General features: G+C 71.7%; 15 protein-coding genes. 9 read left to right on the top strand and 6 right to left on the bottom strand.

Annotated features, from left to right (window positions below; translation table 11 throughout):
• Window positions 1–70: 70 nt before the first annotated feature.
• The 6 genes from ACFT5B_RS04280 (at window position 71) to ACFT5B_RS04255 (ending at window position 12,652) form a co-directional block, all read left to right on the top strand.
• A complete protein-coding gene (locus ACFT5B_RS04280; RefSeq protein ID WP_386796738.1) occupies window positions 71–2,752 on the top strand; it encodes a CDP-glycerol glycerophosphotransferase family protein in 2,682 nt (893 codons plus the stop codon).
• Complete coding sequence (locus ACFT5B_RS04275) at window positions 2,749–4,779, top strand: hypothetical protein (protein ID WP_386796737.1); 2,031 nt, start codon at window positions 2,749–2,751, stop codon at window positions 4,777–4,779. The genes ACFT5B_RS04280 and ACFT5B_RS04275 overlap by 4 nt, the downstream gene beginning before the upstream one ends.
• A complete protein-coding gene (locus ACFT5B_RS04270) occupies window positions 4,776–5,597 on the top strand; it encodes a hypothetical protein (RefSeq protein ID WP_386796736.1) in 822 nt (273 codons plus the stop codon). The genes ACFT5B_RS04275 and ACFT5B_RS04270 overlap by 4 nt, the downstream gene beginning before the upstream one ends.
• Window positions 5,594–7,216, top strand: a complete 1,623-nt coding sequence (locus ACFT5B_RS04265) for a hypothetical protein (protein WP_386796735.1) — start codon at window positions 5,594–5,596, stop codon at window positions 7,214–7,216. The genes ACFT5B_RS04270 and ACFT5B_RS04265 overlap by 4 nt, the downstream gene beginning before the upstream one ends.
• A 202-nt stretch (window positions 7,217–7,418) precedes the next feature.
• Window positions 7,419–11,687 (top strand): FkbM family methyltransferase, encoded by a 4,269-nt coding sequence (locus ACFT5B_RS04260; RefSeq protein ID WP_386796734.1) that lies wholly within the window; start codon window positions 7,419–7,421, stop codon window positions 11,685–11,687.
• A 155-nt stretch (window positions 11,688–11,842) separates the two neighbouring features.
• Window positions 11,843–12,652, top strand: coding sequence for a hypothetical protein (locus ACFT5B_RS04255; RefSeq protein WP_386796733.1), 810 nt, complete (start codon window positions 11,843–11,845; stop codon window positions 12,650–12,652).
• 12 nt (window positions 12,653–12,664) lie between these two features.
• Here the strand turns inward: ACFT5B_RS04255 and wecC are convergent, their stop codons facing one another.
• The 3 genes from wecC to ACFT5B_RS04240 all read right to left on the bottom strand — a co-directional run bounded on the left by wecC (window position 12,665) and on the right by ACFT5B_RS04240 (window position 17,499).
• Entirely contained in the window at window positions 12,665–13,906 is a 1,242-nt protein-coding gene (gene wecC / locus ACFT5B_RS04250) for a UDP-N-acetyl-D-mannosamine dehydrogenase (protein ID WP_386796732.1), read from the bottom strand.
• Between the two features lie 16 nt (window positions 13,907–13,922).
• A complete protein-coding gene (gene wecB / locus ACFT5B_RS04245) occupies window positions 13,923–15,074 on the bottom strand; it encodes a non-hydrolyzing UDP-N-acetylglucosamine 2-epimerase (RefSeq protein WP_386796731.1) in 1,152 nt (383 codons plus the stop codon).
• 334 nt (window positions 15,075–15,408) lie between these two features.
• The gene (locus tag ACFT5B_RS04240; RefSeq protein WP_386796730.1) at window positions 15,409–17,499 is read right to left on the bottom strand and encodes an acyltransferase family protein; all 2,091 of its coding nucleotides are present in this window, start codon (window positions 17,497–17,499) and stop codon (window positions 15,409–15,411) included.
• 197 nt (window positions 17,500–17,696) lie between these two features.
• On the opposite strand from ACFT5B_RS04240, the gene ACFT5B_RS04235 reads away from it, so the two are divergent.
• A complete protein-coding gene (locus ACFT5B_RS04235) occupies window positions 17,697–18,770 on the top strand; it encodes a hypothetical protein (protein WP_386796729.1) in 1,074 nt (357 codons plus the stop codon).
• Between the two features lie 16 nt (window positions 18,771–18,786).
• Here the strand turns inward: ACFT5B_RS04235 and ACFT5B_RS04230 are convergent, their stop codons facing one another.
• Complete coding sequence (locus ACFT5B_RS04230) at window positions 18,787–19,722, bottom strand: sulfite exporter TauE/SafE family protein (protein ID WP_386796728.1); 936 nt, start codon at window positions 19,720–19,722, stop codon at window positions 18,787–18,789.
• Between the two features lie 278 nt (window positions 19,723–20,000).
• Here ACFT5B_RS04230 and ACFT5B_RS04225 point away from each other — a divergent pair, with 278 nt between their 5' ends.
• Together ACFT5B_RS04225 and gdhA are read left to right on the top strand one after the other, a co-directional pair.
• Window positions 20,001–21,059, top strand: a complete 1,059-nt coding sequence (locus ACFT5B_RS04225) for a hypothetical protein (protein ID WP_386796727.1) — start codon at window positions 20,001–20,003, stop codon at window positions 21,057–21,059.
• 195 nt (window positions 21,060–21,254) lie between these two features.
• Complete coding sequence (gdhA, locus tag ACFT5B_RS04220) at window positions 21,255–22,592, top strand: NADP-specific glutamate dehydrogenase (protein ID WP_386796806.1); 1,338 nt, start codon at window positions 21,255–21,257, stop codon at window positions 22,590–22,592.
• A gap of 34 nt (window positions 22,593–22,626) precedes the next feature.
• Here gdhA and ACFT5B_RS04215 read toward each other — a convergent pair whose 3' ends face one another.
• Both ACFT5B_RS04215 and ACFT5B_RS04210 read right to left on the bottom strand, forming a co-directional pair.
• Window positions 22,627–23,475, bottom strand: a complete 849-nt coding sequence (locus ACFT5B_RS04215; protein ID WP_386796726.1) for a DUF6270 domain-containing protein — start codon at window positions 23,473–23,475, stop codon at window positions 22,627–22,629.
• A 37-nt stretch (window positions 23,476–23,512) separates the two neighbouring features.
• Complete coding sequence (locus ACFT5B_RS04210; protein WP_386796725.1) at window positions 23,513–25,501, bottom strand: Ig-like domain repeat protein; 1,989 nt, start codon at window positions 25,499–25,501, stop codon at window positions 23,513–23,515.
• Window positions 25,502–25,525: the final 24 nt, after the last annotated feature.

The following is a 25,525-nucleotide window of genomic DNA, read 5'->3' as shown; positions in this document are numbered from 1 at the left end:
CGATCGCCACCCTAGAATTGCGTCGCCGCCGGAGCCGCCGGGCCCCGGCGGAGCCTGAGGAGAGGAACGTATGAGCGCGAGCGCAGGGGCGCCCAGCCTGATCGCGGTGGTCGTCGCGCGGGACGTCGAGGCCGAGCTGCCTGCACTACTGGCCTCGTTCGAGGCCCAGGGTGACGCGTGGACGGGGCTCCGGGTCGTCGCGGTCGACGCCGGCTCGCGGGACGGGACGCCGGCCGTGCTCGCGCGGTGGGCCGGCAGGTTCCCCGGCCAGGTCACGGTCCTCGACGCCGAGGCAGACGTCCCCGCGGCTCGCAACGCGGCGCTCGCCTGGGCCGAGACGAACGCCGCCCCGGGCACCTGGGTCACGTTCCCCGACGCGCGCGACGTGTGGGCTCCTGGGTTCGTCGACGCGGTGCGTGCGACCGCCACGAAGCACCGGACGCGCGCCGTCCTGGCGCGCGAGCTCGTGTGGGATGAGGCGCGCGGCACGGTCGAGCCGCCGAGGTCCGAGGGCCCGTTCGCGACCCGCGACGCCGTCGTGGACCTCGCGGTGCGGCCCGACCCCGTGACGTCCGCGCTCCGGACCCTCGTGCTGGACCTCGAGGTGCTCCGCGCGGCCGGGCTGCGGTTCGCGCCGGAGCTCGCGTCGGGCTTCGGCGACCTCGACCTGGTGGCGCGGGCGCTGCTAGCCGGTGACGCGCGGGTCGCGCTCGCCCGCGGCGCCGAGTACCGGTTCCGCAGGCGCCAGGAGGAGGCGACCGGTGCCCGGGAGCCGTTCCGCGACCCGGCGAAGTTCACGACGGCGCTCGAGCACGGTCACCTGAGGCTCCTCCAGGACTGCGCGGTCTCGGGCCCGGTCCCCACCTGGGTGCAGAAGCTCGTCCTGCAGGACGTCGGTACGTACTTCCGCGCCGACGAGACGCTGTCCGGGCAGATGAACGCGGAGATGCACCACGTCGCGGACACGTTCCACGACCTGGTGGAGCGCATCGTCGCCTTGATCGACACGGACGTGCTCGATTCGCTCGACACCGCGTCGTTCCCGCTGGACCGCCGGATCGCCTTCAGGCGCGGCTACCGGGGGGAGTCGTGGCACGAGGAGCCGATCGTCCTCGAGCAGCACGACAGCCGCCGCCGCCTCGTGCGGCTCTCCTATCGCTACACGGGGCCGGCGCCTCGCGAGGAGCTGCTCGTCGACGGGCGACCTGCCGCTCCCCACCACGGCAAGGTGCGGTGCCAGGTGTACGCGGGCCGCACCCTCGTGCGCGAGCGGATCATGTGGGTCAGCAGCCAGGCGGCCGTGGAGGTCCTGCTCGACGGCAGGCCGGTGCCGATCTCGCGGGTCCGTACACCGTTGTCGCGCACCCAGTGGCAGCCGCCGGGCCTGGCCGAGGCGTTCGCCGGCAAGGCCAAGGGCGAGGCGCCTGATCTCACCGCGAAGGGTCTGCTCGGCCGCGTGCTCTCCCCGCGCTGGTGGGGCCACCGTCTGACCCGGACGATCGCGGGTCTCGGCCCGATCCGGCGGCGGTACCGTGGTTCGTGGGTGCTCCTGGACCGCGTCGACAGCGCGCACGACAACGCCGAGCACCTGTTCAAGCACCTGCGGGCTGAAGAGCAGGGCACGCCGGCGTGGTTCGCCCTCGAGCGCGGGACGCACGACTGGAAGCGGCTCAAGCGTGAGGGGAACCGTCACCTCCTGGCGTACGGCTCGCTGCGCTGGAAGCTCGTGTGCCTCAACGCGACCCACGTGATCTCGTCGCAGGCGGGGCCGTACGTGTACAACCCCGTGTCGCTCCGGCCTCTCGGGGCTCCGGCCTGGCGGTTCATCTTCCTCCAGCACGGCGTCATCGCCACCGACCTGTCGCGCTGGCTGAACCGGCGCAACTTCGACCTCTTCCTCACGACGACGACCGACGAGTACGCGGCCATCGCCGGCACCGAGTCGATGTACCGGTTCACGTCCCGCGAGGTCGCGCTCACCGGGTTGCCCCGCCACGACCGCCTGTTCCGCCTCGACCAGCAGGCCGGGGGCGCGGGGCGGCGCCGGATCCTCGTGCTGCCGAGCTGGCGCGAGTACCTCCTGGGCAAGATCGGCCCCAAGGGCGACCGTGAGCTCATCGACGACTTCGAGCAGACCCGGTACGCACGGGCGTGGTCGGGGCTGCTCCGCTCCCCGCGCCTCGCGGAGCTGGCGCGCCGGCACGACGCGACGATCGCGTTCATGCCGCACCCCAACATCCAGCCGTACCTGTCGCGGCTCGACCTCCCGCCGCACGTCGAGGTCCTGACCTACGGCGGCAACGACATCCAGGAGGTGCTCGTCAGCGCGAAGGTCGTCGTCACGGACTTCTCGTCCGTCGTCTTCGACGCCGCCTACGTCGGGCACCCCATCGTCTACTACCAGTTCGACCAGGACGAGGCGTTCGGGGGGACGCACACCGTCCGGCAGGGCTACTTCTCCTACGAGGAGGACGGCTTCGGGCCCGTCGTGCAGACCGAGGACGGCGCGCTGGACGCGCTCGAGCGCATCGCCGCCGACGGCTTCACCCCCGGACCCGAGCACGCCGCCCGGATGGCCGCGACCTTCCCGCACCGGGACGACCGCTCCTGCGCACGTGTCGTCGAGGCCGTCCGCGCGATCGACGCACCCGAGCCGGTCACGGCATCCGTCCCCGCACCCGAGGCGCCGCCCGTCCGTCCGACGCCCGCGCCGGCGCTCACGGGCGACGACGCGGTCAGGACCGTGCGGTGACACCCGGACGGCTCCGCGCCCTCGCCGGGAAGGTTCTGCCTGCGGCCCGTCCGCGCGTGACCGTCGTCGTGACCGGCGACGAGGGCGCCGACGAGACCGTGGCGGCGCTCGACGCCCAGCGTGACGTCCGCGACGCGCTCGAGGTGCTGGTCGTCTCCGAGGTCGCGGACCGCGCCCTGCCGCACGGCATGCGCCTGGTCGAGGCGGTCGGCCGGAGCCCGCACGACGGGCGCGCGGCCGGCTTGACCGAGGCCCGGGCTCCGTTCTGCGTCGTGCTCGACGCGGGGGAGCGGCCGCGCCCCGACTACCTCGCCGCGCTGCTCGCCGCCGCGACCGCCCCCGAGGACGTCGTCGTCCCCGTCGGGGTCTCGTGCCCGCCCGAGCGTGCGGCGGCCGTCGCGACCGAGCGGCTCCTCACGGCCCGCGGCGTCCTGCTCCCCACCGACCTGGCACGCGCGGCGCTCGCCGACGACGTCGTCACCCGGGGTGACGTCGGTCTGCGCGTCGGCGTCGCGAGCCGCCTGTCCACCGCTCCCGTCCCGGCTTTCGTCGTGATCCCTGCGCGGACGACACCGCCGCCGACGGCCGACGAGGTCGGCGCCCTCGTCGAGGCTGCCGCGCTCCTCGACCCCGAACCCGCGGACACGCGCTGGGCGCCGGCCTGGGACGCCGCCCGCGGCGCGCTCACCGCGGAGCTCGGCCGTGCGGCCGCGGCGGAGCCGGCGCTGCGGGGCCGGATCCTCGACGACGTCGCCGCCCGGGGTCTGCGCCGTTTCGACGCCCAGCGGCTCAACGCGGCGTGCTCGCGCGGGCTCACGGTGGCGTACGTGTATCCGCCGTTCCTCGACACGTCCGGCTTCGTCGTCGCCCGCCGTCTCGAGACCGGGGACGACGCGTACGACGTCGTCACCAACGACATGACCGGCCGGCGTCCCGTCGACGAGCGCTCGCTCGAGCTCTCGCGGCGCAACCTCGGCCGGCGGACACAGGTCCGAGGGCGCATCACGTCCGGCCACTGGCCCGACGTCGAGCAGTTCTGCCGGCTCGGCATGGCGGCCGTCGAGCGACGCGAGGCGTCGGTCGGGACCTACGAGTGGCTGTACAGCAGGTCCATGTGGGCGTCGGCGAGCGTCCTCGCCGCCTGGTACAAGACGAGGCGCCCCGACGTCCCGTGGACCGCGGAGCTGTCGGACCCGCTCGCGGTCCGCCCCAACGGCGAACGTCGGGAGAACCCGATGCCGCCGAGCGAGATCCTCGACGAGATCGACGCCGCCGTGCGGGCACGCGGGCTGCCTGGCTGGTCGGGAGACAGGTTCTTCGACGCGGTCGAGTGGATGGTCTTCGCGCTCGCCGACCGCATCGTCTTCACCAACGAGAACCAGCGCGACCTCATGCTGTCGCTGTGCGCCGCACCCGAGGTCGCGGAGCGGGCGAGGCGCCACAGCGAGATCGCGCCCCACCCGATCCCGGCCCCTGCGCTCTACGAGCTGGGGGACGTGGACGCACGCCTGCCGACGGGTCCCGTCACGATCGGGTACTTCGGCAACTTCTACACGGTGCGCGGCGTCGGGGACATCCTCGACCCGTTCGCGGAGCTCGCAGCCGACGAGCGCGCACGGGTCCGGCTCGTCGTCTACACCGCGGCCTACGACCGCACCGTCGAGGCGGTGGCCGGACATCCCGCCGAGGACGTCGTCGAGGTTCACGAGGCACTCTCGTACTTCGACTTCCTCGCGACCGCCCGGCGGATGGACTGGCTCGTCCTCGCCGACGCCCGGACGCCCGAAGCGTTCCCCGTCAACCCGTACCTGCCGTCGAAGCTGGCGGACTACCGCGGCGCCGGCGTCCCGATCTGGGGGATCGTCGAGGAAGGCTCGACCCTCGCCGCCGTAGACCTGGACGCACGCTCGACCCTCGGCGACACCGCTGCCGCCCTCGAGGTCCTGCGCACGATCCTCGCGCAGGCGGCGCCCGAGCCCGCTCTCTCGAGCGTGCCCACCGAACGAACCATGAGGAGAAGCTCGTGACGACCAACGCGGTGCGGCGCAGGCTCGCCGATGCTGCCCGGGGCTTCGGATACCGCCGTGCCCGGGCCCTCGGCGCGCTGGTGCTCGTCGCTTATCTCGTGCTTCTCGGACTCGCCGTCGCGGACGTCCCCGCGACGCGGGCGCTCGTCCTCGTGGCGACGGGGCTCCTCGTGATCGTCGGGCTCGTCGGGCTCGACCTGCTCTACCGGCGGCTGGCGACGCAGAACCGGGAGGTCCGGCGCCAGGCGACCCGGCTCGCACGGGTGCCGCGGCCGCAGCGGACCGCGGCCCCGGCCCCGGTGCCGGCGCGACCCGCGCCGACCGCCTCGGCCGCAGTCGTCGCGAGCACCGCGCCCGAGCCCCCCGCTCCGGCGCCCGAGACGGCCACTCTGGCCTTCCGTGCGGCCGGTCGGGCCCTCGACGAGCCGGCGACCGACTTCCGCGTGGCACTGGTCGCCTCTCCTGCGGCTCTTGCGGAATGGCGCCCGGTGGGCACCCTTCGTCCCTTGGTCCCAGGCCTCGCGCTCGCGTCGCTCGACGCGTTCCAGCCCGACGCCGTCGTGGTCGACGAGCGAGCCTTCGCCGAGGGCGCTTGGTTCGCGACGACGTCGAGCGCAGGGGAGGGGCGCCTCGTCGAGCTCCAGGCCGTGGCGGACTGGACCGAGCGCCATGGTCTGCCGTTCGTGGTCGTCACGGCCGCACTCACGCCAGACGTCAACACCGCGGCGATCCGTCAGCTCGCCACCTCGACCGTCCCGGGCGGCGTGGCGGAGATCGTAGCGATGGTCGGCGCACACCTGGGGGGATCGCTCCGATGAACCAGCCAAGCTCGTCCTCCACGCCCCGTCGCGTGCTCCTGTACGGCCACGTCAACCTGAACGTGCTCGACGGGTCCGCGATCTGGCTCCTCTCGATGGCGGAGTCGCTGTCCAGGACGTCGTTCGACGTCGACGTGCTCCTCAAGGCACCCGTCACCGGCGTGCTCGCCCAGGACCTGCAGCGGATCGAAGGCGTCCGCTGGCTCAGCGAGCCCGAGCGCACGCGCCGCATGCCGGCGCGGCAGTACGACGTCGGCGGCGCGTCCGCACGGATCGAGCAGCTCGTCGAGCGGGAGGGCTACGACGTCGTCATCTGCCGGGGACGCGCGGTGTGCGGCGCGCTCGCACGGTCCGAGGTCGTCGGGCCTCGACTGTGGTCCTACATGACCGACGTTCCGCAGACGGCTGCCGAGATGACGACGGAGATCCAGGCGGAGCTCGCTGCGACGGTCGGGGCGTCCCGTGGTGTCTTCGCACAGACGGACGAGGCGCGTGACTTCCTTGAGTTCCACGTGCCGGAGGCACGAGGCAAGACCCACCTCCTTCCCCCTATGGTCCCTGACTCGTCGTTCGCCGAGCCTCGGCCGGTCGCTGGGGCCGATGGCCCGCTGCGCCTGGTCTACTCCGGCAAGTTCGCGCGCCGCTGGTACACCCGCGAGATGTGCGCGCTGCCGGCGCAGGCGGCGGAACGAGGGTTCGACATCGAGGTCACGCTGATCGGGGACAAGTTCCAGAACGACCCGGCCGTGCCCGACTGGGTCGGCGGCATGCGAGCTGCCGTGACGGGGTCGCCAGGCGTGACCTGGCTCGGCGGAATGAGCCGCGACGAGGCCGTCGCGCGTCTTTCCGGCTTCGAGATCGGGCTCGGCTGGCGGGATCCCGAGATGGACGCCAGTCACGAGCTCTCGACCAAGCTGCTCGAGTACGGCGCGGCCGGCGTGGCCCCGATCGTGAACCGTAACCGCATCCACGAGCAGCTGCTGGGCGAGGACTACCCGCTGTTCGTCGACGACGGGCGGATCCTCGACACGCTCGCCGCGGTCGCCGTCGATCGCGGGCTCCTCGATCGAGCCAGTGCGGCAGCGCGGCGTGCTGCCGCACATTTCGCCGTCGGACGTGCCTCGGAGCGGCTTCAGTCCGTCTTCGACGTCGATCTGGGTGTGGCGTCGGCTGTCGGCAAGAACACCGTCACGAGGCCCTCGCTCCCCGCTCATCAGTTCCAGCTCGGGATCGTCGAACCGAGCGCTGGGGAGCTCCTGGCTGCTGTCGCTCAACTGCGCGTGCTGCGCGAGGTGTGTCCCGAGTTCACGCTCCGGGTCCTCGTTCGCGGCGGCGCTCTCCGGGCGCGGCGCGGTGCGCCCGACGAGCTGGCGTGGTCTGCAGCTCTGGTCACACTGTTCGCCGACGACGATCTGGCGTGCAGCCTGGCCTTCGACGTCGACGATCACCAGGAGACGTGGATGCGGAAGGTCGGCTGGGTGCGTGCCCGCGGCCTCGCCGGCAGCTGGCGACCGACGTCGGACGAGAGCCGGGCGCGGGTTCCAGACAGGGTGGTGCCGCTGCTGGAGGGCGGCTCCGACGTCATCGTCCCCCGTGACGGCGTAGCGACGTGCGCCTGACGGCAGAGAAGGCGCGGCTGCCGCGCGAGGCTCGGACGGGGCGCATGCCTCGGCACCCTGGAGGAGATTCATGAAGCCGCCGAGCGGTGCGACCGTCGTGCTGGAGCTCGACGAGGGCACGTACACGATGGTCCTTCCCCACGCGCCGGTCGACTACATCCAGCGGACGATCAGCGAGACCGGTAGGCCCTACGAGCACGAGATGCTGCGCGACATCGCGGACCGGCTCGGCTCGGGTGCGGTGTTCGTCGACGTCGGGGCCAACGTCGGCAACCACGCGATCTACGTCGCTGCCACGACCGGCGCCCGCGTGATCGCCTTCGAACCGAATGGTGAGCTGGTCGACGCCCTGCGCGAGAGCATCAAGCTCAACGGTCTCGACCACGTTGTCGACGCGCGCCCCGTCGCGGTCGGCGATGCGCCGGGGAAGGGGCACTTCGCAGCGCTCGACGAGGCGAACCTTGGTGCACAGCGCGTCGCCCTCGATGACGGGGCGGACGGCCCCGGCCTCGACGAGTTCCCGGTCTCGACGCTGGACTCCGAGCTCGGCTCCACGGAGGTCTCGGTCCTCAAGGTCGACGTGGAAGGGATGGAGCTGGCGGTCATCCAGGGCGGTCGTGAGACTCTGCGCAGGTGCCGGCCCCTTCTCTACGTCGAGGCGCAGTCGCCTGAGGCTCTGGCCGCGCTCGTCCCCGAGCTGGTTCCCCTGGGTTACGCGTTCGTGCGCTCCTTCAACGCGACGCCGACCCACCTCTTCGTCCCGGTGGAACGGCTCACGGCGGCAGACCTCCGGGACGCCGCGGCGGCCGGGGCCGCCTCGGCCTACCGGAGCGCTGACGAGCACGTTCTCCGGCGCGACCTCTCAGCGGCCCGTCAGCGGTTCAGAGCACTCTCCACCGAGCACTCGCAGACGAAGGCCGACCTGGCGCGCACCTCGGCCATGGCGTCAGAGGCTCTGCGCCAGCGGAGCCGCCTCAGCCGCGAGCTCGCCAACGACGACACCGGGAGCACCGAGGCTCGCGACGCCGTGGACGAGCTCGCGCGGTCGCTCACGGGTCAGGTGCGCGCCACCCTGGTCGCACGGCGGCGCGCGCTCGCGGTCGACGCCCAGCTGGCGACGTCCCAGGCCGAGCTCGAGGCGGTCCGTTCCGGACGCTGGTATCGGGTCGGCGAGGCTCTTCGACGCGCGCGGACCTCGCCGGGGCGACTCGTGAAGCTCCCCGTCACGTTGCTGCGGATCGCGTCGTCGAGCCCTGCGACGACGTCCGCCCCACGGACGCCACTCCGACTGCCCACGGGTCCGCTGATCCTCAGCCGGGCTCTGGAAGAGGAGCATCTCGCGCGGGTGCGCGCCAGGTTCGGCGCGCGGGTGAACAGGCGGCCGCGACTGCGGGTGGCGGCGATCACCGACGACTTCACGCGGCTGGGCTTTTCACCGGACTGCGACTGGGCGGACATCCCGCGCGAGGGCTGGAAGGAGGCCCTCGAGGAGTTCGATCCCGATCTGGTGTTCGTCGAGTCGGCGTGGCGCGGGCGCGACGAGGCGTGGAAGGACGTCGTGCACACGGCGCCGCCCGAGCTGCGGGAGATCCTCGACTGGGCGCGGGCGGGGTCGGTTGCGACAGTCTTCTGGAACAAGGAGGACCCTGTTCGCTTCGAGCAGTTCGTGGGCGTGGCCGGCCTCTTCGACTTCGTCTTCACGACCGACGTCGACATCGTCGGGCGCTATCGAGCGCGGCTCGGGCACGATCGAGTGCATGCGCTGGGCTTTGCTGTTCAGCCGCGGGAGGTCAACCCCTTCGTTCGCGGGCCGCGGAGCTCCGCGATCATGTTCGCCGGCTCGTACTACCGGAAGTATCCCCAGCGGATGCGCGACTTCGACGCGATCGCCTCAGCGCTCGTCGCCGCCGGGCGCGAGCTGGCGATCTACGACCGCAACGCTGCATCGAACGCGGAGCAGTTCCGCTACCCGGAGTACGCACAGGAGCTCGTCGTCGGTTCCCTGCCTGCTGACAAGATGGCCGCGGCGTACCGGCGGTATCGGGTCGGTCTGACGATCAACACCGTCAAGCAGTCCGACTCGATGTTCGCTCGGCGGGCGCTGGAGCTGCTAGCGAGCGGGACGCTGGTCCTGTCCAACTACAACCGGGCGCTCTCCCTGTTGTTCGGTGACGTCGTCAAGCTGACCGACGACGGGCGGGAGGCCGTGCGCTGGCTCGTCGATCTCGATCGTGATCCGCTCCTTGAGCGGATGATCCGATCCGAGGGGCTTCGGCGCGTGATGTCCGAGCACACGTACGCGGATCGGTGGGACGCGGTTCGGTCGGTGATCTCAGGCGTCGCGCCTGACAGGGGCGGCCCACGCGTCGCCGTGGTGCTCCGTGCCGACACGCCGGACGAGCTCGACCTCATGCTGGCAGTGCTCCGTGACCAGCGCGGTGTCCGAGCCGACGCGATGGTGCTGACCATCGAGCCCGCGGTTGCTGCCCGCGCGATCGAGGAAGGCCTCGCAGCGTTCACGTTCGAGGAGTGGGACGGTGGCGCCCTCTGGACCGACGACCACGTCGTCGTCGGGCTCGCGATGCTCGCTCCTGACCAGCAGTACGACAGCTATCACCTGCTCGACCTCGCGCTCGGCCTCCGCTATGCGGATGCGGAGGTCGTCGTGCGTCCGGACGCGGACGATCCCGAGTTCGCCTACGTGAAGCAAGCGTCCTGGTCGCGCGCGATGGTGAGGGACTCGGCGCTGCGTGCCGAAGATGTGGTCCAGGGACTGCGCGGGCAACCGGTCGTGAAGGCTCTCGGCCGCCGGATCGTCACCCTCGGACACGCTCTTCCGGACGATGTCGAGGTGTCCCTGCGCCGGCTCCGTCACTACCACCACGTCCGGACGCCGAGCGTCCTCGACGAGCTCGAGGAGGTTCCTTCGATCGCTGGTCGGGGCTGGGTGGGAGCAATCCTCCACGGATGGCTCACCGAACAGGTCCCGGGGGTGACACTGGTCGACGGCACGCTGCTGCGCGTCGAAGGACTGGACGGACAACCGACGGTCGTCGAACTGCCGCGGACCATCTCACCGCGACGTCTTTGGCGCGCCAACAAGGTGATGCTGCGGGTGGACGGCGTCGGCCACGGCGTCGACGTCGCGCTCGTCCTTCGCGACGCTGAGAACGAGGTAGTCGCCACCGTGGTGGCGCCAGTTGGCCGGGCAGTCCGTGGGGAGTTCCCGCGTTCGGCTGTCTCGGCAACCCTCGAGCTGCGCGCTGAGGCGACCGGCAGAGCGGATATCAAGGCCGTGTGGCACCAGCTTCCCGCCGAGGGACGTGCCCTGGTCCCGCGGACCGGCACGCTCGTGGTGTCGACGGCGTATCCCAGCCGGGAGGACCTCTACAAGTACATGTTCGTGCACAGTCGCGTGCTTCGGTACCGGCAGCGCGGGGTCGACGTCGACGTGGCGATCGGGAACCCGCGCCACAAGGAGCTGGAGTTCGCGGAGTTCGAGGGCATCGAGGCGAGCCGGATGCCTTTCGAGGTGCTAGGACGAGCAGTTCGGGAGCCCGGCGTCGAACGCGTGCTGGTCCACTTCCTCAACGAGCGCATGTGGGAGGAGCTTCGGACGGCGTCGTCGACGACGCAGTTCTATCTCTGGTTCCACGGCTCGGAGATCCAACACTGGTCGCGGCGACTCGAGTTTCTCGAACCAGACGAGGACCGGGAACGGTTCGAGCGGGATGGACGAGCACGGGCGGCGTTCTGGGAGCGGCTCGTCGAGCTGGACGACCCGCGGGTGAACTACATCTTCGTGTCGCGGCACTTCCTCGAGGAGACCGAGGCCGACCTCGGTCGTACCCTTCCCCGAAACCGCGTCGCCGTCATTCACAACCCCGTCGACACAGACGTCTTCCCGTTCCGCGAGAAGACGGCGGATCAGCGCCTTCGGATTCTCTCGGTGAGGCCGTACGCGTCACGGAAGTACGCCAACGACCTTGCCGTCGAAGCCGTGCTGAGGCTCGCCGAGAAGCCGTACTTCGACCAGCTGCGCTTCACGTTCGTGGGTGACGGTCCGCACTTCGACCGGACCTTGGCGCCGCTGCGCGGGTTCGCCAACGTCACGATCCAGCAGGGATTCCTGTCGCGGACACAGCTGGCCGCGCTCTACCGGGAGAACGGCGTCTTCCTCTGCCCGACCCGCCAGGACACCCAGGGAGTCTCCCGAGACGAGGCCATGTCGTCCGGGATGGTGCCGGTCACGAGTGGCGTGTCCGCCGTTCCCGAGTTCGTCGACGAGGACTGCGGCTTTCTGGCAGGCGCGGAGGACGCGGGCGGGTTGGCGGACGGGATCGACGCGCTCTACGAGGACCCCGACAGGTTCCTCCGGATGTCCGCGGCGGCCGCGCAGCGGGTGCGGCGGCAGTCGGATGCGGCGCGCGTGATCGAGCAGGAGCTCGGCTTCATGGGCTTCGACCTCTGACGCGGTTCGACGGTGAGCCCACAGACTCCGAGAGAGCGGACGTGACGATGCAAGGACGCGATCTGGACCGGTGGAAGCGCCCGGTCCACGAGTACACCGATGTGGCTGAGCTCGAGTCCCTCTCGAGCGTTCCGACGGGTCTGCACTCTGTCGGCGTGGGGCGCTCGGTCGTCGACCTCATCTTCGAGCCGGCAGGCGCGGCGACCACGATTGTGCTGTTCCACGCTGCCCTTCGGCGCGATGCCTACCCCAGCCCGCATTTCACGGGGTTCAACCTGACCGGTGGTGCTCCCGTCAACCGGGTGTTCGTCGCGGACCCGGTCCTGTACGACGACGAGGGCCTCGACCTGGCGTGGTACGCCGGAGCCGACGGCCTGCCGCTGCAGCCGGCCCTGCTCCGCATCATCGAGCACCTTCACCACACTGCCGGCGGGACACGGCTTGCGACTTTCGGCGCTTCGGGCGGTGGGTTCGCTGCGATGTACTACGCGAACCACCTCCCGGGTGCGCTGGCCATCGCGGTCAACCCGCAGACGAACATCGCCCGGTACGTCCAACGTTCCGTGAGGCGCTATCTCGAAGTCGCCTGGGACCGTGGTGACGAGCCGGACCTCGAGCAAGCCCTCGCGGCGGTCGACTTCGACCTGACGACGACGTACGACGGCCGTGCGAGCGACCTGCTCTATATCCAGAACACGGGCGACAGGCACCGCGACCAGCACCTGCGGCCGTTCGTCGAGAAGCTCGACGACAAGGACCGGACGTGGATCCTCGAGAGGGCGTGGGGCGAGGGCCACGTCGCCGTCCCGCCAGCTGAGCTGAAGGAGATCGTCCAGCTCGTCCTGAACGAGCCGGGGCCCTGGGCGCAGGTGCTCCGCAACGTCGGGACGCGGGGCCCGTGGTGGCGCATGGGGCGTCGGGAGCAGCCCGTCCTGCCGCTGGTGCCCGCTGCTCGCTGGAGCTGACGGTCCGAGGGCTCAGGCGAGCAGGCCGGTCGTGTCGAGGACGTGACCGGACGCTCCCGCGAGCTCGGTGCCGGTGAAGGCGTCGTGCGCGACGAGCACGACGACGCAGTCGGCGCCGTCGATCGCGCGGGCGAGGTCGGTCAGCTCGACGTTGCGACGGTTCGCGAGCTCCGCGGGGAGGGCCTCCACGTGCGGCTCGACGACACGGACCGTGGCCCCGGGGTGCCGGTCGGCGAGCTCCGCGACGATGCGCCGTGCGGGCGACTCGCGGAGGTCGTCGATGTTGGGCTTGAACGCCAGGCCGAGGGCCGCGACGACGGGGGCCTCGACGCCCTCGATCGCACCGGCGACCTTGTCGAGCACCCACTCGGGCTTGCTGTCGTTGACCTCGCGGGCGGTGCGGATGAGTCGGCTGCCCTCGGGGTCCGCGGCGACGATGAACCACGGGTCGACGGCGATGCAGTGGCCGCCGACGCCCGGTCCGGGACGCAGGATGTTGACCCGCGGGTGGTGGTTGGCGAGCTCGATGAGCTCCCAGACGTCGACGCCGAGCTTGTCGCAGATCAGCGAGAGCTCGTTCGCGAAGGCGATGTTGACGTCGCGGAACGAGTTCTCGACGAGCTTCGCCATCTCGGCGGTCGTCGCGTCGGTGAGCAGGATCTCGCCGACGCAGAACAGACGGTAGAGGTCGCGGGCGGCCTCGGCGGCGGCGGGCGTGAGACCGCCGACGACGCGGTCGTTGGAGACGATCTCCTTCATCACGTAGCCGGGGAGGACCCGCTCGGGGCAGTGCGCGACATGGACGTCGAGCGCGCCGTCGGTCACGAGGTCGGGGCGGAGCTCGCTCAGCCGGCGGGCGACGAGCTCGGTCGTCCCGGGCGGGGAGGTCGACTCCAGCACGACGAGCGAGCCTGCGGCGACCGTCGGCGCGATCGACTCGGTGGCAGCGACGACGTACGTGAGGTCGGGGGAGCGGTCCTCGTGGAACGGCGTCGGGACAGCGAGCACGTAGGCGTCCGCGGGCTCGACGGTGTGCGACGCGGTGAGGCGGCCCGCACGGACGGCCTCCTCGACGTACTCGGCGAGGCCGGGCTCGACGAACGGCACGGCGCCCGAGCTGATGGCCTCCACGGTCCGCGGGCTGACGTCCATGCCGTGGACGCGCACGCCCGCCGAGGCGAGGACGGCCGCCGTCGGGAGACCGATGTATCCGAGGCCGACGACCGTGACGGTCTCGAAGGTGCGGGTGTTCACGAAGCTCTCCAGCGGGTCAGGCGTGAGGACGGAAGTCGGAGAGGCGGGCGCCCCTGCCGAACAGGTGGTCGAGGGCGGCGACGGTGCGCGCCGCGGCGCGCCCGTCACCGTACGGGTTCACGGCGTTCGACATCTGCGCGTACGAGGCCTCGTCGTGGAGGAGGAGCTGCGCCGTGTCGACGATCAGGTCCTCGTCGGTGCCGACGAGCCGGGCGGCCCCTGCGGCGACACCCTCGCCGCGCTCGGTGTCCTCCCGCATGACGAGGAGCGGCTTCCCGAGCGAGGGCGCCTCTTCCTGGATCCCGCCGGAATCGGTGAGCACGAGGGCGCTCTTGCGCAGGAGGTGCGCGAAGTCGAGGTAGTCCAGCGGCTCGGTGAGCCGGAAGTTGTCGAGGCCCGTGAGCAGCGGCGCGAAGGACTCCCGCACCACGGGGTTGGCGTGGAGCGGGAACACGAAGTCCACGTCCGGCTCGCTCGCGGCGAGGCGGTGGAGTGCCCGCGCGACCCGCTCCATCGGCGCACCCCAGGACTCGCGCCGGTGCGACGTGACGAGGACCAGGCGGCGCGGCGAGCGGAGCGTCTCCATCAGGACGGGGTCGGCGGGCGTGTGCTCGACCGTCGAGGCGAGGAGCAGCGCGTCGATCACGGTGTTTCCCGTGACGACGATCGAGTCCGGGTCGACCCCTTCGCTGAGGAGGTTCTTCCGCGTGTGCTCGGTCGGCGTCAGGTGGAGGTCCGTGATGTGGGTGAGTGCCCGGCGGTTGCCCTCCTCGGGGAAGGGAGACCGGATCGACTCGGTGCGCAGCCCGGCTTCGACGTGGACCACCGGGATCCGGTGGTAGAACGCGCTGAGGCCTGCGGCGAGCGCCGACGAGGTGTCGCCCTGCACGAGCACCGCCGCCGGCGCGACGTCCTCGAGGATCGGGCTGAGTCCCTGCATCGTCCGCGCAGCGACCAGGTCCGGGCCTTGTCCGTGGGCGAAGACGTCGAGGTCGTGTGCCGGGACGACGCCGAAGCCGGCGTTGATCTGGTCGAGCATCCCGCGGTGCTGGCCCGTGACGACCACGACGCACGAGAAGTGCTCCGACGCCTCGAGGGCCTTCACGATCGGCGCCATCTTGATCGCCTCGGGCCTCGTGCCGTAGACGAGCATGATCGGCATCTTCATCGGACTGCATCTTCCCCTGGACGGGCGCGGACCGGTTGTGCCGCGCGGTGGATCGTATCGTGTCGCGCGCGCCAGACGAAACCTGCCGTTCGCCTACGAGACGTCTCGCTGTCGCCGGGGGTTCACGTGACGCAGCCGGCCTGCGCGAGTGCCGCGCGACGGGGGGAGAGCCGTCGAGCAGCGGACGCGCCCGGCGGGCGCGTCGCCCGACCCCGACGCGCCCACGACCGGGGCGCGCTCCGAGAACCCTCGACGTTTCGAGGCGCTTACCCGGATCGTCGGCGGGCCCGCCGCGGGGATCGGGGTGGCGTGCGCGCCGCTGACCGCCGGGAACTCACTCCCCGAGCGCCCGGGCGAGGGGCGCTTCGACGTCGGCCTCGAGGGTGCGCGAGAACGTCGCGGACATGTGGCCCTGGTCGAAGTACGCGATCACGCCCCCGACGACGCCGTAGCACGTCCCGTCCTTGCAGAACCGCGGCGTGAGGTCGAGCGTGGACACCATGCCCGACCGGTCACCGCGCGCCGCCTCGAAGAGCGGGTCGCGGACGAGCGCCGTCTTCTCGGGGTCGGCACAGGCCGCCAGGTCGGTCGGGTTCTCGGCGACACAGTCGGGAACGGGCTTCTGGTGGAACGGCACGTCGCGGATCACGAGGGCGGGGACACCGGCGTCCGTCCACGTCTTCAGCGTCTTCGCGAACAGCCCGCGCGCGACGTCGCCCCGGTCTGCGGCGGCGACGCCCTTGAGCTGGAGCCACGTACGGTTGGACGCGACGACGAGGTCGTAGTGGCCCGACGCGATCGAGGAGATCTGCCAGCGCGCGAGCTTCCGGCAGTTCTCGCCGTCCGAGGCGGGCCCGATGAGCTGGACCGCGTCCGCCGGGTAGCACTGGGAAGCGAGGTAGGTCGTGACCTGCCAGCCGTTTCGGGTGGCGATGTCGGCCAGCGCGGGCTGCCAGTAGCCGCCGTGCGAGTTCCCGACGAGCGCGATCCGCTTGGTGGGGTTCTTCGCGCCGTACGTGCAGGTCTTGCGCGACGTGAAGGGCTGCGCGTTCCAGCAGTCGTCCTCGTACACCTGGGCCTTGTCGGTCTTGGCGTAGGTCGCCGGGGTGAGGAGCTTGCTCCCGACGAAGTCGCACGCCTTCTCCCGCGCGGCCGCCGCCCCGAAGCACGTCGAGTCGGCGTGGAGCGCCGACGCGACCGCGTCCTGAGCCTGCTGCGCGACGTGCTCCTCGTGCATCCGCACCCCCGTCGCGGCCCCGACGGTGACGCCCATCAGCAGCGCGCCGACCAGGAACGTGCGCCACAGCGGCCGGGCGAGGCCGCGGCTGCGGCGCACCGGGTCCTCGACGAGGACCTTGGTCAGCCACGCGAGGAGGAAGGCCACGACCATGAGCGCGATCTTCACGGGCCAGTACACGTCGTGGCCGAGCACGAACGGCGTGACCACGATGAGCGGCCAGTGCCACAGGTAGATCGAGTACGAGATGTCACCCGTGAGCTGGACGCCGCGCGCGCTCCAGACCCGGTCGGGGGACCACGGCGCGTCGTCGGCCGCCGCGGCGATCACTGCGGCGGCGCCCACGGTCGGCAGGAGCGCCGCGATGCCGGGGAAGGGCGTGGCCGCGTCGTACAGCAGCGCGGACGCGACGATCGCCCCGATGCCGAGCCAGGCGAGGGGAGCGCGGCCTGCGCGCGGCACGAGCCGGTACCCGCGCACCGCGACGAGCGCGACGAGGCCACCCAGCGCGAGCTCCCACATGCGGGTCGGGGTGACGAAGTACGCCTGGGCCGGCTTGCTGGCGGTGTCGGCGAACGAGTAGGCGAGGGACGCGACGAAGACGGCGGCCAGACCGACCTCGACCCACGGGAAGCGTGAGCGGAACCGGCGGGCGCACCAGAGCGCGGCACCGATCACCAGCGGCCACACGATGTAGAACTGCTCCTCGACGGAGAGCGACCAGTAGTGCTGGACCGGGGTGTGGAGGTCGTCGGCCGCGAAGTAGTCGGTCGCGGACCCGGCGAGCGCCCAGTTCTCCACGTAGAGCGCGGCGGACGCCGTCTCGTGCGCGATCCGGGGGAGCGCGGTGGCGGGGAGGAACGCGACGCTCGCGGCGAGGCTGACCAGCAGCACGAGGCTGGCCGCGGGCAGGAGGCGACGCACCCGGCGGCCCCAGAACGCCCCGAGGTCGCGCCAGCGCTGCGGCGGCTTGGTGAGGAGGTGGGACGTGATGAGGAACCCGGAGATCACGAAGAAGACGTCGACCCCGATGTAACCGCCCGGCAGACGGCCCGGCCAGAAGTGCGAGAGGACCACGAGGCCCACCGCGAGCGCGCGGAGACCCTGGATGTCGCGACGCGGAGGTTCGACCGGGCGCGACGCGCCGGTCGTCGGAGCGCTCGCGGGCGCGGCGGTGGCGAGTTGCATGGGAGGCCTGTCGGGGAGTGGGCAAGCGCTAGGGCATCCGCCAGGGTAGTGGATGGGTGAGGCGTTCAGAGCGGACCGCCGTCCGGGAGGGGCTGCCCGTCCGAGAGCGGCATCGCACGGGTGCTGCCGTAGGATCCGTCCACCGTCCCGCGTGACGGTCCCATGGGGGGAACAGCGGGACGAAGAAGTGAGGATCCATGATTCGTCGGATCATTGCCGCGGGTTCCGCGGCTGCCGGGCTGGTGCTCGCGGGCGCGGTGGCGCCCGCCGTGGCCGCTGACCCGGCTCCAGCGGCGAGCCCCTTGAGCGTCCACGTCTCGGCGGCGGACGTCGTGCTCAACCCGCACGCGACGCGCACGCTCACCATCAAGGCGTCCCTGAGCCGCGCGCTCGTCAAGGGCGAGGTCGCGGCGGTCGTCGTCGGGCCGTGGGACTCGGACGACGTCGTGCTCGTGCCGCTCGAGGGCGCGTCCGGCGCGAAGTCGCTCAGCACCTCGTTCCCGCTCGACGTCAGCAGCCCCGCGGGCAGCTGGGGCGCCGAGGTCGGTGTCTTCGAGGGCGCCATCGACGACGTCTACAACGGCGACGTCGACCCGTTCGTGGACGTGACGGCGCGCTTCCACGTGAAGCTCCCGACGGCGCTCACGGTCAACGCGTCCCCGGAGCCGGCGGCGGTGGGGGAGACCCTCACGGTCGCCGGGAGGCTGAACCGCTACAGCCAGACGGCCAAGAAGTACGTCGCCTACAGCGGCAGGAAGGTCGACGTGTACTTCGACCCTGCGGGCGCGGCCCCGCGCGCCAAGGTCGCGACGGTCACGACGAGCTCCGCGGGCACGTACGCCAAGAAGCTCACGGCGAAGACCACCGGTGTGTGGAGCGCGCAGTACGCGGGGACGTCGTCGTACGCGGCGGTGCGCTCGACCGGTGACTACGTGGTCGTGAGCAAGAGGAAGACGCACCTGACGGTGAACGCGTCCCCGGAGCCCGTGAAGAAGGGCGGCACCGTCACGGTCGTGGGCAGGCTGACGCACGCGACGTCCGTCCGCGGGACCCTTCACTACACCGCCTACCAGGGCAAGACGGTCACCGTGTGGTTCGACCCGACGGGTCCGAAGGGCCCGACGAAGGTGGCGACCCTCACGACGCGCGCCGACGGCACGTTCGCGGCCCGGCGCACCCAGTCCGTCCCGGGCGTGTGGCGCGTGAAGTTCGCGGGCACCGCGAACTACGCCGCCGCGACGTCGACGGGTGACTACGTCGCCGTCAAGTAGCGCCGCGCGTCACCGCTCACGAGGGCTCCTCCCCCACGGGGAGGGGCCCTCGTCGTGTGTCGACGCCGGCCGTCATCCTCTTCCGGACCGCCGCCCAGAGCAGGTTCCCGAGCACGAGCGCGGCGACCGCGGCGGCCACGACCCAGCCCACCGGCACCCCGACGAGGCGCAGCCCGGAGGCGAGGAGGAGGATCGCGAGCGCTCGCCGGATGATGCCGCCGGGCGCCCGGCTCGAGACGCGTGCCCCGAACCAGGCGCCCGGGACGGCTCCCACGAGCAGCGACGTCGTCAGGCCGAGGGAGAAGTCGCCGTAGAGGAGGTGCCCCAGGGAGGCGGCGGCCACGAGCGGCACGGCCTGCACGAGGTCCGTCCCGACGACCTGGGACGCCTTCAGGGCGGGGTACATGAGCAGCAGGATGACGATGACGATCGAGCCCGCGCCCACCGACGTCATGCCGACGAGCAGCCCGGCGACGGCGCCGAGCGCGACCGTCGGCAGTGGGCGCACGACGACGTCCGGGGAGGACGGCTCGGCCGGGCCCTCGCCGAGCGGTGAGTGCCGACGGGTCATCTGGAGCACGGCGCGCACCACGAGGCCCGCGGACGCGATCAGCAGGGCGGCGCCGAGCACGACCTTCACGGCGTCGTCGAACCCGTCGCCGAGCGGCAGCACGCGCAGCAGCAGGACGCCCGAGAAGGCGGCGGGCACGGAGCCCAGGCAGAGCCAGCCCACGAGGCGGAGGTTCACGGTTCGTCGCCGCAGGTGCACGACGGCGCCGGCGGGCTTCATGAACAGGCTCGCGACGACGTCGCTGGAAACGGCCATCAGCGGGTCGACCTTGAACACGAAGACCAGCATCGGCGTCATGAGGGCGCCGCCACCCATGCCGGTGAGCCCGACGACGAAGCCCACGAGCAGCCCTCCGAGCACGAGGGCCGGGTCGATGCTCACGGCCCCTCGCGGTGGGTGGTCGGGAGACTGCGGCGCGCGTCGGCGGCCGGGCCGGAGGGCATCTGGCGATGGTAGGGCCGACGTGGTCGCAGTGTGGACACCCGATCCGCGGTGTGAGACAACGCAAACGCGCGGCAGTCGGCGAGCCACGAACGGCGACCGTTCGGCCGCTGTTCTCCCGCTGTGCACCGGGCGGTGGCCTCGGACGCATAGCGTCCCGCCACCGTCCCGCGCCACGGGCCCACAGGAGGCACAGCGGGACGAAGAATCGAGGATCCATGCTCCGACGGATCATCGCCGCGGGCGCCGCGGCCGGGGGGCTCGTCCTCGCCGGCGCGGTCGCACCGGCGACGGCGGTCACGACCGCTCCCGCACCCGTCCACGTCCTGGGGGTGACGGCGACGAGCGTGACGCTCGTGCCGCACCGCACGGCCGTCGTCCGCGTCACGGCGAGGCTCGACCGTGCCCTCGTGGGGAGCGAAGATGCCGTCGCCGTCGTCGGGCCGCACGACGCCGCGGGCCCTGACGAGCTCGGGTACGCCGAGCTCGTGCCCGGCGCTGCCGGCACCACACTCACGGCGACCTTCACCCTGCCCGACGCCGTCCGGCCCGGCCTCTGGGACGTCGAGGCGGCCGTCTTCCCCGACGGCGACGCCGACACACCGTCCTCCTACCGGGACGCGGGCTTCCGTGTGAAGCTGCCGACGGCGCTGACGGTCGACGCGGCACCCGAGCCGGCCGCCGTCGGCGAGACCCTGACCGTGACGGGCACGCTCGAGCGCTACGGGCAGTCGACGGGGAGGTACGTCGGCTACGGGAACCAGCGGGTGGACGTGTACTTCGACCCGGCCGGTCCGGCGCCGCGCACGAAGGTCCGCACCGTCCGGACGGGCGCCACGGGTCGGTACTCGACGACGTCCACGGCGACCACCACGGGCGTCTGGAGCGCGCAGTTCGCCGGGTCCACCTTCAACGCGGCGAGCCGGTCGAGCGGCGACGGCGTCGTCGTGGCGAAGCGGAAGACGCGGGTCGCGGTGTCGGCGGCCCCGAAGCCCGTCGTGAAGGGCGGCCGCGTCACGGTCAGCGGCCGCCTCACGCGTGCGACGTCGCTCCGCGGGACCCCGCGCTACGTGTCCTACGGCGGGCGGACCGTCACGGTGTGGTTCGACCCCGTCGGGCCGAAGGCGCCCACCAAGGTCGCGACGACGACGACCCGGTCGGACGGCACGTTCACGAGGAAGCTCACGCAGTCCGTCTCGGGCGTGTGGCAGGTGCGGTTCGGCGGTACCGCGTACTTCGCGGCGTCGGCGGGCAAGACGGCCGTCGCCGTCCGGTAGCGGACGGCCGGTGCCGGGGGCGCCGTGACCTCACACGCGGGTCCTCCGCCGTGTGAGACGTCACGGCGCCCCTCGCTGTGCCCTGGCTATGGTGTCCGGGGCATCCGTCTGTGCGTATCGGTGCGTGGACGACGAGCGGTGCCCGCGATCGACGCGACCGTACGGCCGCGAGGAGGAGTGAGACACGTGACGGTCATCGACGACAGGCTCGGGCCGATCTACGACGAGCTGGTCCGACGGAACCCGGGCGAGACGGAGTTCCACCAGGCGGCGCACGAGGTGCTGTCGAGCCTGGGCCCGGTCCTCGACCGCAACCCGCAGTACGTCGATGCGCAGGTCATCCGCCGGCTCTGCGAGCCCGAGCGGCAGATCATCTTCCGGGTGCCGTGGGTCGACGACCAGGGCGTCGTCCAGATCAACCGCGGCTTCCGGGTCGAGTTCAACTCCGCCCTCGGCCCGTTCAAGGGCGGGCTGCGGTTCCACCCCAGCGTGTACCTGGGCATCGTGAAGTTTCTCGGCTTCGAGCAGATCTTCAAGAACTCCCTGACCGGCCTGCCGATCGGCGGCGGCAAGGGCGGCTCGGACTTCGATCCCAAGGGCCGGTCCGACGGCGAGATCATGCGCTTCTGCCAGTCCTTCATGACGGAGCTGTACCGCCACATCGGCGAGTACACGGACGTCCCGGCGGGCGACATCGGTGTCGGCGGACGCGAGATCGGGTTCCTCTTCGGGCAGTACAAGCGCATCACCAACCGCTACGAGTCCGGCGTGCTCACCGGCAAGGGCCTGACGTGGGGCGGCTCGCTGGTGCGTCCCGAGGCCACCGGCTACGGGGTCGTGTTCTTCGTCGACGAGCTGCTGCGCTCGCGGGGCGAGTCCCTCGACGGGCGCAAGGTCGTCGTCTCCGGTTCCGGGAACGTCGCCACGTACGCGATCGAGAAGATCCACCAGCTCGGCGGGACCGTCGTCGCGTGCTCCGACTCGGGCGGCTACGTCGTCGACGAGGCCGGCATCGACCTCGAGCTCCTCAAGGACGTCAAGGAGAGCCGCCGCGCCCGGATCTCCGAGTACGCCGACGCGCGACCCGGCGCCCGGTACGTGGCGGGCGGCTCCGTGTGGGACGTGCCGTGCGACGTCGCGCTGCCCTGCGCGACCCAGAACGAGATCGGCGAGCGCGAGGCGCGCGCCCTCGTGTCGAACGGGTGCACCGTGGTCGCCGAGGGCGCGAACATGCCTTCCACGCCCGACGCCGTCAAGGTGTTCACCGAGGCGAAGATCGCCTTCGCTCCGGGAAAGGCCGCGAACGCGGGCGGCGTCGCGACGAGCGCGCTCGAGATGCAGCAGAACGCGTCGCGCGACTCCTGGACGTTCGAGTACGCCGAGCGTCGGCTCGAGGAGATCATGCGCGGCATCCACGACCGCTGCCTCGAGACCGCCGACGAGTACGGCAGCCCGGGCGACTACGTGCTGGGCGCGAACGTCGCGGGGTTCACGCGGGTCGCGGACGCGATGCTGGCGCTCGGCGTCATCTGAGCCGGTGACCGCCTGACCGGAGGGGCTGCTCCGGTCAGGCGGAGGCGCGCTTCCCCGTGCGTCGCCGCGCCCGCACGAGGCCGAGCCGCCGTCCCACCCGTTGCCGGCTGTCCGGCCTCGACGCCCGGGCGTCGTGCAGCGCGACCGCGCTCAGCCGCGACAGGAACCGGGCGTGGTAGTCGAGCTCGTAGTGGACGGGGAACTTGCCCCACGGGTGGCCGGCGAAGCTCACGGTCTCGTCCGTGAACACGTCGACGGCGTGGTCCGCGAGCGGGCGGAAGTGGTCGTTCATCCGCGCCCATCGCTCGTTCATGCGCCTGATCTTGGGCACGTCGTGCAGCGGCTTGAGGTCGCCCTCGTCGGTGCGGTAGTGCGTGGCGTTGCGTGCCTCGTGCAGGACGATCTTCGCGTCCGGCACCGCCTCGCGGATCGTGTCGGCGAACCGGTGGCTCGCGTCGAGCCACCGGTCCATGTACTCGGGTGCGTCCGGCGGGAGGTCCTGGCGCCACGTCTCCTTGTAGTACGGCGTGTGGACGATCTTCCACCGGTTCCGCGTCACGACGCCGTCGTCCAGCAGGGCGCAGCCGAAGTGCACGTCGCCGAAGAAGTCGACGATCACGTACTCCGGCTGCGCCTCGCGCAGGCTCGGCACGAACGAGCGGGTCAGGTCGGCTGCGACCTGCTTCTGCTCCCAGTCCTTGATCCCCGAGAGGTCGACCGTCGACGCGTCGATCGGTGGGCTCGTCTGCGCGACCACCGTCGACTGGTTCGAGAGCAGCACGCAGTCGAACAGGTCCTTGTAGTTCGGCGAGAAGCGCCGGTTGAAGACGTCCCTGCTCACGCAGCTTCCGAAGACGGCGACCTTGATGGGGAGGACTGGCACGTCCCACAGACTACGTTCCGGACGCTGTGGTACCGGGTCAGATGACCCGGAGCCTCAGCGTCGCGCTGTTCCTCGGCAGGATGGTCGAGGTCCCGCTGTACTTGGCCACGATCTTGATCGTGCCCTTCCGCGTCGTCCGGGGGAGCGTCACGGTGAACGCTCCCTTGCGGGACGCGTACATCGTCACCGTCTTCACCTTGTGGCCGTTCTCGTAGATGCGGACGACGCCCGTCGGACCCGAGTAGCCGCGCACCGTCAGACGCACGGCGAGCCTCGGCTTCGCTCCCTTGTGCACCGTCGTGTGGGCGAGGCGGACGCCGATGGACGAGTACGCCTTGGTGACGGCGACCCGGGCGCTCGCCGACGCCGCCTCGACGTTGCGTGCCTTCGTCGCGGCGCCCGGCGTGAAGGTGGCGGTGATCGTGTGGGTCTTGATGCTGAGGGTCTTGGGCAGGAGGTAGGACGCGACCCCCGTGCTCGACGTGGTCACGGTCCTGAGCACCTTCGAGCCGTCCTTGAACGTGACCGTGCCCGTGGGGACGGCGCCGTTCGTCGTGGCCGTGCGCGCCGTGAGCCGGACGGCGGTCTGGCGGTAGCGCTGCGACGTCGCCGAGCGCGACAGGGACAGCCGCGCCTTGCGGTGCACGACGAACGCGACCGTCGCGGTCGAGCCCTGGGACGCGACCCGGATGGAGACCTTGCCGCTCCGCGTGGTGAACGTCTGGCCGGCGGGGACGTACGACGTCCGGTTCGTCACAGGGCCGAACGGGACGAGCGACTGCTCGTACTTCGTCCACGCCTGAGTGCCGTCCGTGTAGTCGACGTCGGCGGGCGCGAGGCGGAGCACGCGGACGCCGTACCCGATCGTGTACCGCCACGTCGGGAAGTCGTCCCAGGCATACGTGCCGAACGGCGACGGCACGCCCGGGAACGAGACCCCGGGCAGGCTCGGCCGGTACTCCACGGTGTAGACCTCACCGGTCGACGGGTCCTTCACCTGCGCGGCCTGCAGGCCTGAGGGCGCGCCGGTCTCGCTCTGGGGCACCGGCCGCAGCGTGACGGTCGACGTGTCGGCGACGGAGCGGTGCTGGGACGTGGACAGCAGGCCGAGGCGCAGCTTCTGCGGACCGGACAGCGCGGGCACGCCCTTGTCGCCGAAGCCCGCGCCCATCACGTCGAACGGGTCCTGGTAGTTGAGCATCGAGCACGGAGCGGACCGGTAGGCGCCGTCGTTCCGGCCGCTCGAGCACCACCAGGCGCTCGCGTGCTGGAGCCCGAAGTTGTGGCCGAGCTCGTGGGCGAGCGACTGCCGGGAGGTGTAGAACTCGGGGCCCGTCGTGTGGTTCACCGTGGCGTCGGTCGAGCCGAAGAGCGCGAACGTCAGACCGTTGTTGCCGATGCCGGCCTTGGCCGGGACGGTGCCGAGGCCGAGGGTCTGGTCGCACGTCGTCGCGCCGTAGTGGTCGCCCGACGCGAACGGGTAGAGGACCACGAGGTGCTCGCGCGCCGGGATGCCGGTGTCCGGTGCGCCACCGGCCCACCAGTCCTTCTTCGCGACCTTCAGCGACGCGGCCTTCCACATCGAGGTGATGCCGGCGCTCGTCCTGCAGGTCGCCCCGCTCGTGATCCGCTGGACCGTCTTCACCCGGAACGTCACCCGGCCTGCCGACTGGCCGGCCCAGTACGACGAGACCTCGTGCACGAGCGACGTCACGTCCGCCGTCGTCGCCGAGCTCTTCTTCGTGCTGCTCGGGTCGACGATCACGACGTCCAGCTGGTGCACCGCCGTCGACGACGTCGCGGCGCCGAGGCTGTCGGGGACGGCCGACCGCAGGAGCGGCGTCGGGAGGGTCGACGACGACGCCGGGGGCGTCGAGCGCGGCGCGTACGGGAGCGTGTCGTCGCGGTGCCCGTCGGTCGCCGACCGCAGACCGGTCGGGTTCGGATGCGGGGCGGCGCCGTCGGCGTGTGCCGGACCGGCGAGCGTGAGTGTCAGCGCACCCGCGACGAGAGTCGAGGTGAGCACGGTGGTACGGCGCCGCAGGCGCAT

It is taken from the genome of Luteimicrobium sp. NPDC057192, assembly GCF_042670205.1.
In the GTDB taxonomy this organism is placed as follows: domain Bacteria; phylum Actinomycetota; class Actinomycetes; order Actinomycetales; family Cellulomonadaceae; genus Luteimicrobium.
This window is presented reverse-complemented; position numbering and strand designations above follow the sequence as displayed.

Coding starts and splice junctions, on each gene's coding strand:
- ACFT5B_RS04280 (WP_386796738.1), top strand. CDS start 71: ATGAGCGCGAGCGCAGGGGCGCCCAGCCTGATCGCGGTGGTCGTCGCG.
- ACFT5B_RS04265 (WP_386796735.1), top strand. CDS start 5,594: ATGAACCAGCCAAGCTCGTCCTCCACGCCCCGTCGCGTGCTCCTGTAC.
- ACFT5B_RS04260 (WP_386796734.1), top strand. CDS start 7,419: ATGCTGCGCGACATCGCGGACCGGCTCGGCTCGGGTGCGGTGTTCGTC.
- wecB (WP_386796731.1), bottom strand. CDS start 15,074: ATGAAGATGCCGATCATGCTCGTCTACGGCACGAGGCCCGAGGCGATC.
- ACFT5B_RS04240 (WP_386796730.1), bottom strand. CDS start 17,499: ATGCAACTCGCCACCGCCGCGCCCGCGAGCGCTCCGACGACCGGCGCG.
- ACFT5B_RS04235 (WP_386796729.1), top strand. CDS start 17,697: ATGATTCGTCGGATCATTGCCGCGGGTTCCGCGGCTGCCGGGCTGGTG.
- ACFT5B_RS04225 (WP_386796727.1), top strand. CDS start 20,001: ATGCTCCGACGGATCATCGCCGCGGGCGCCGCGGCCGGGGGGCTCGTC.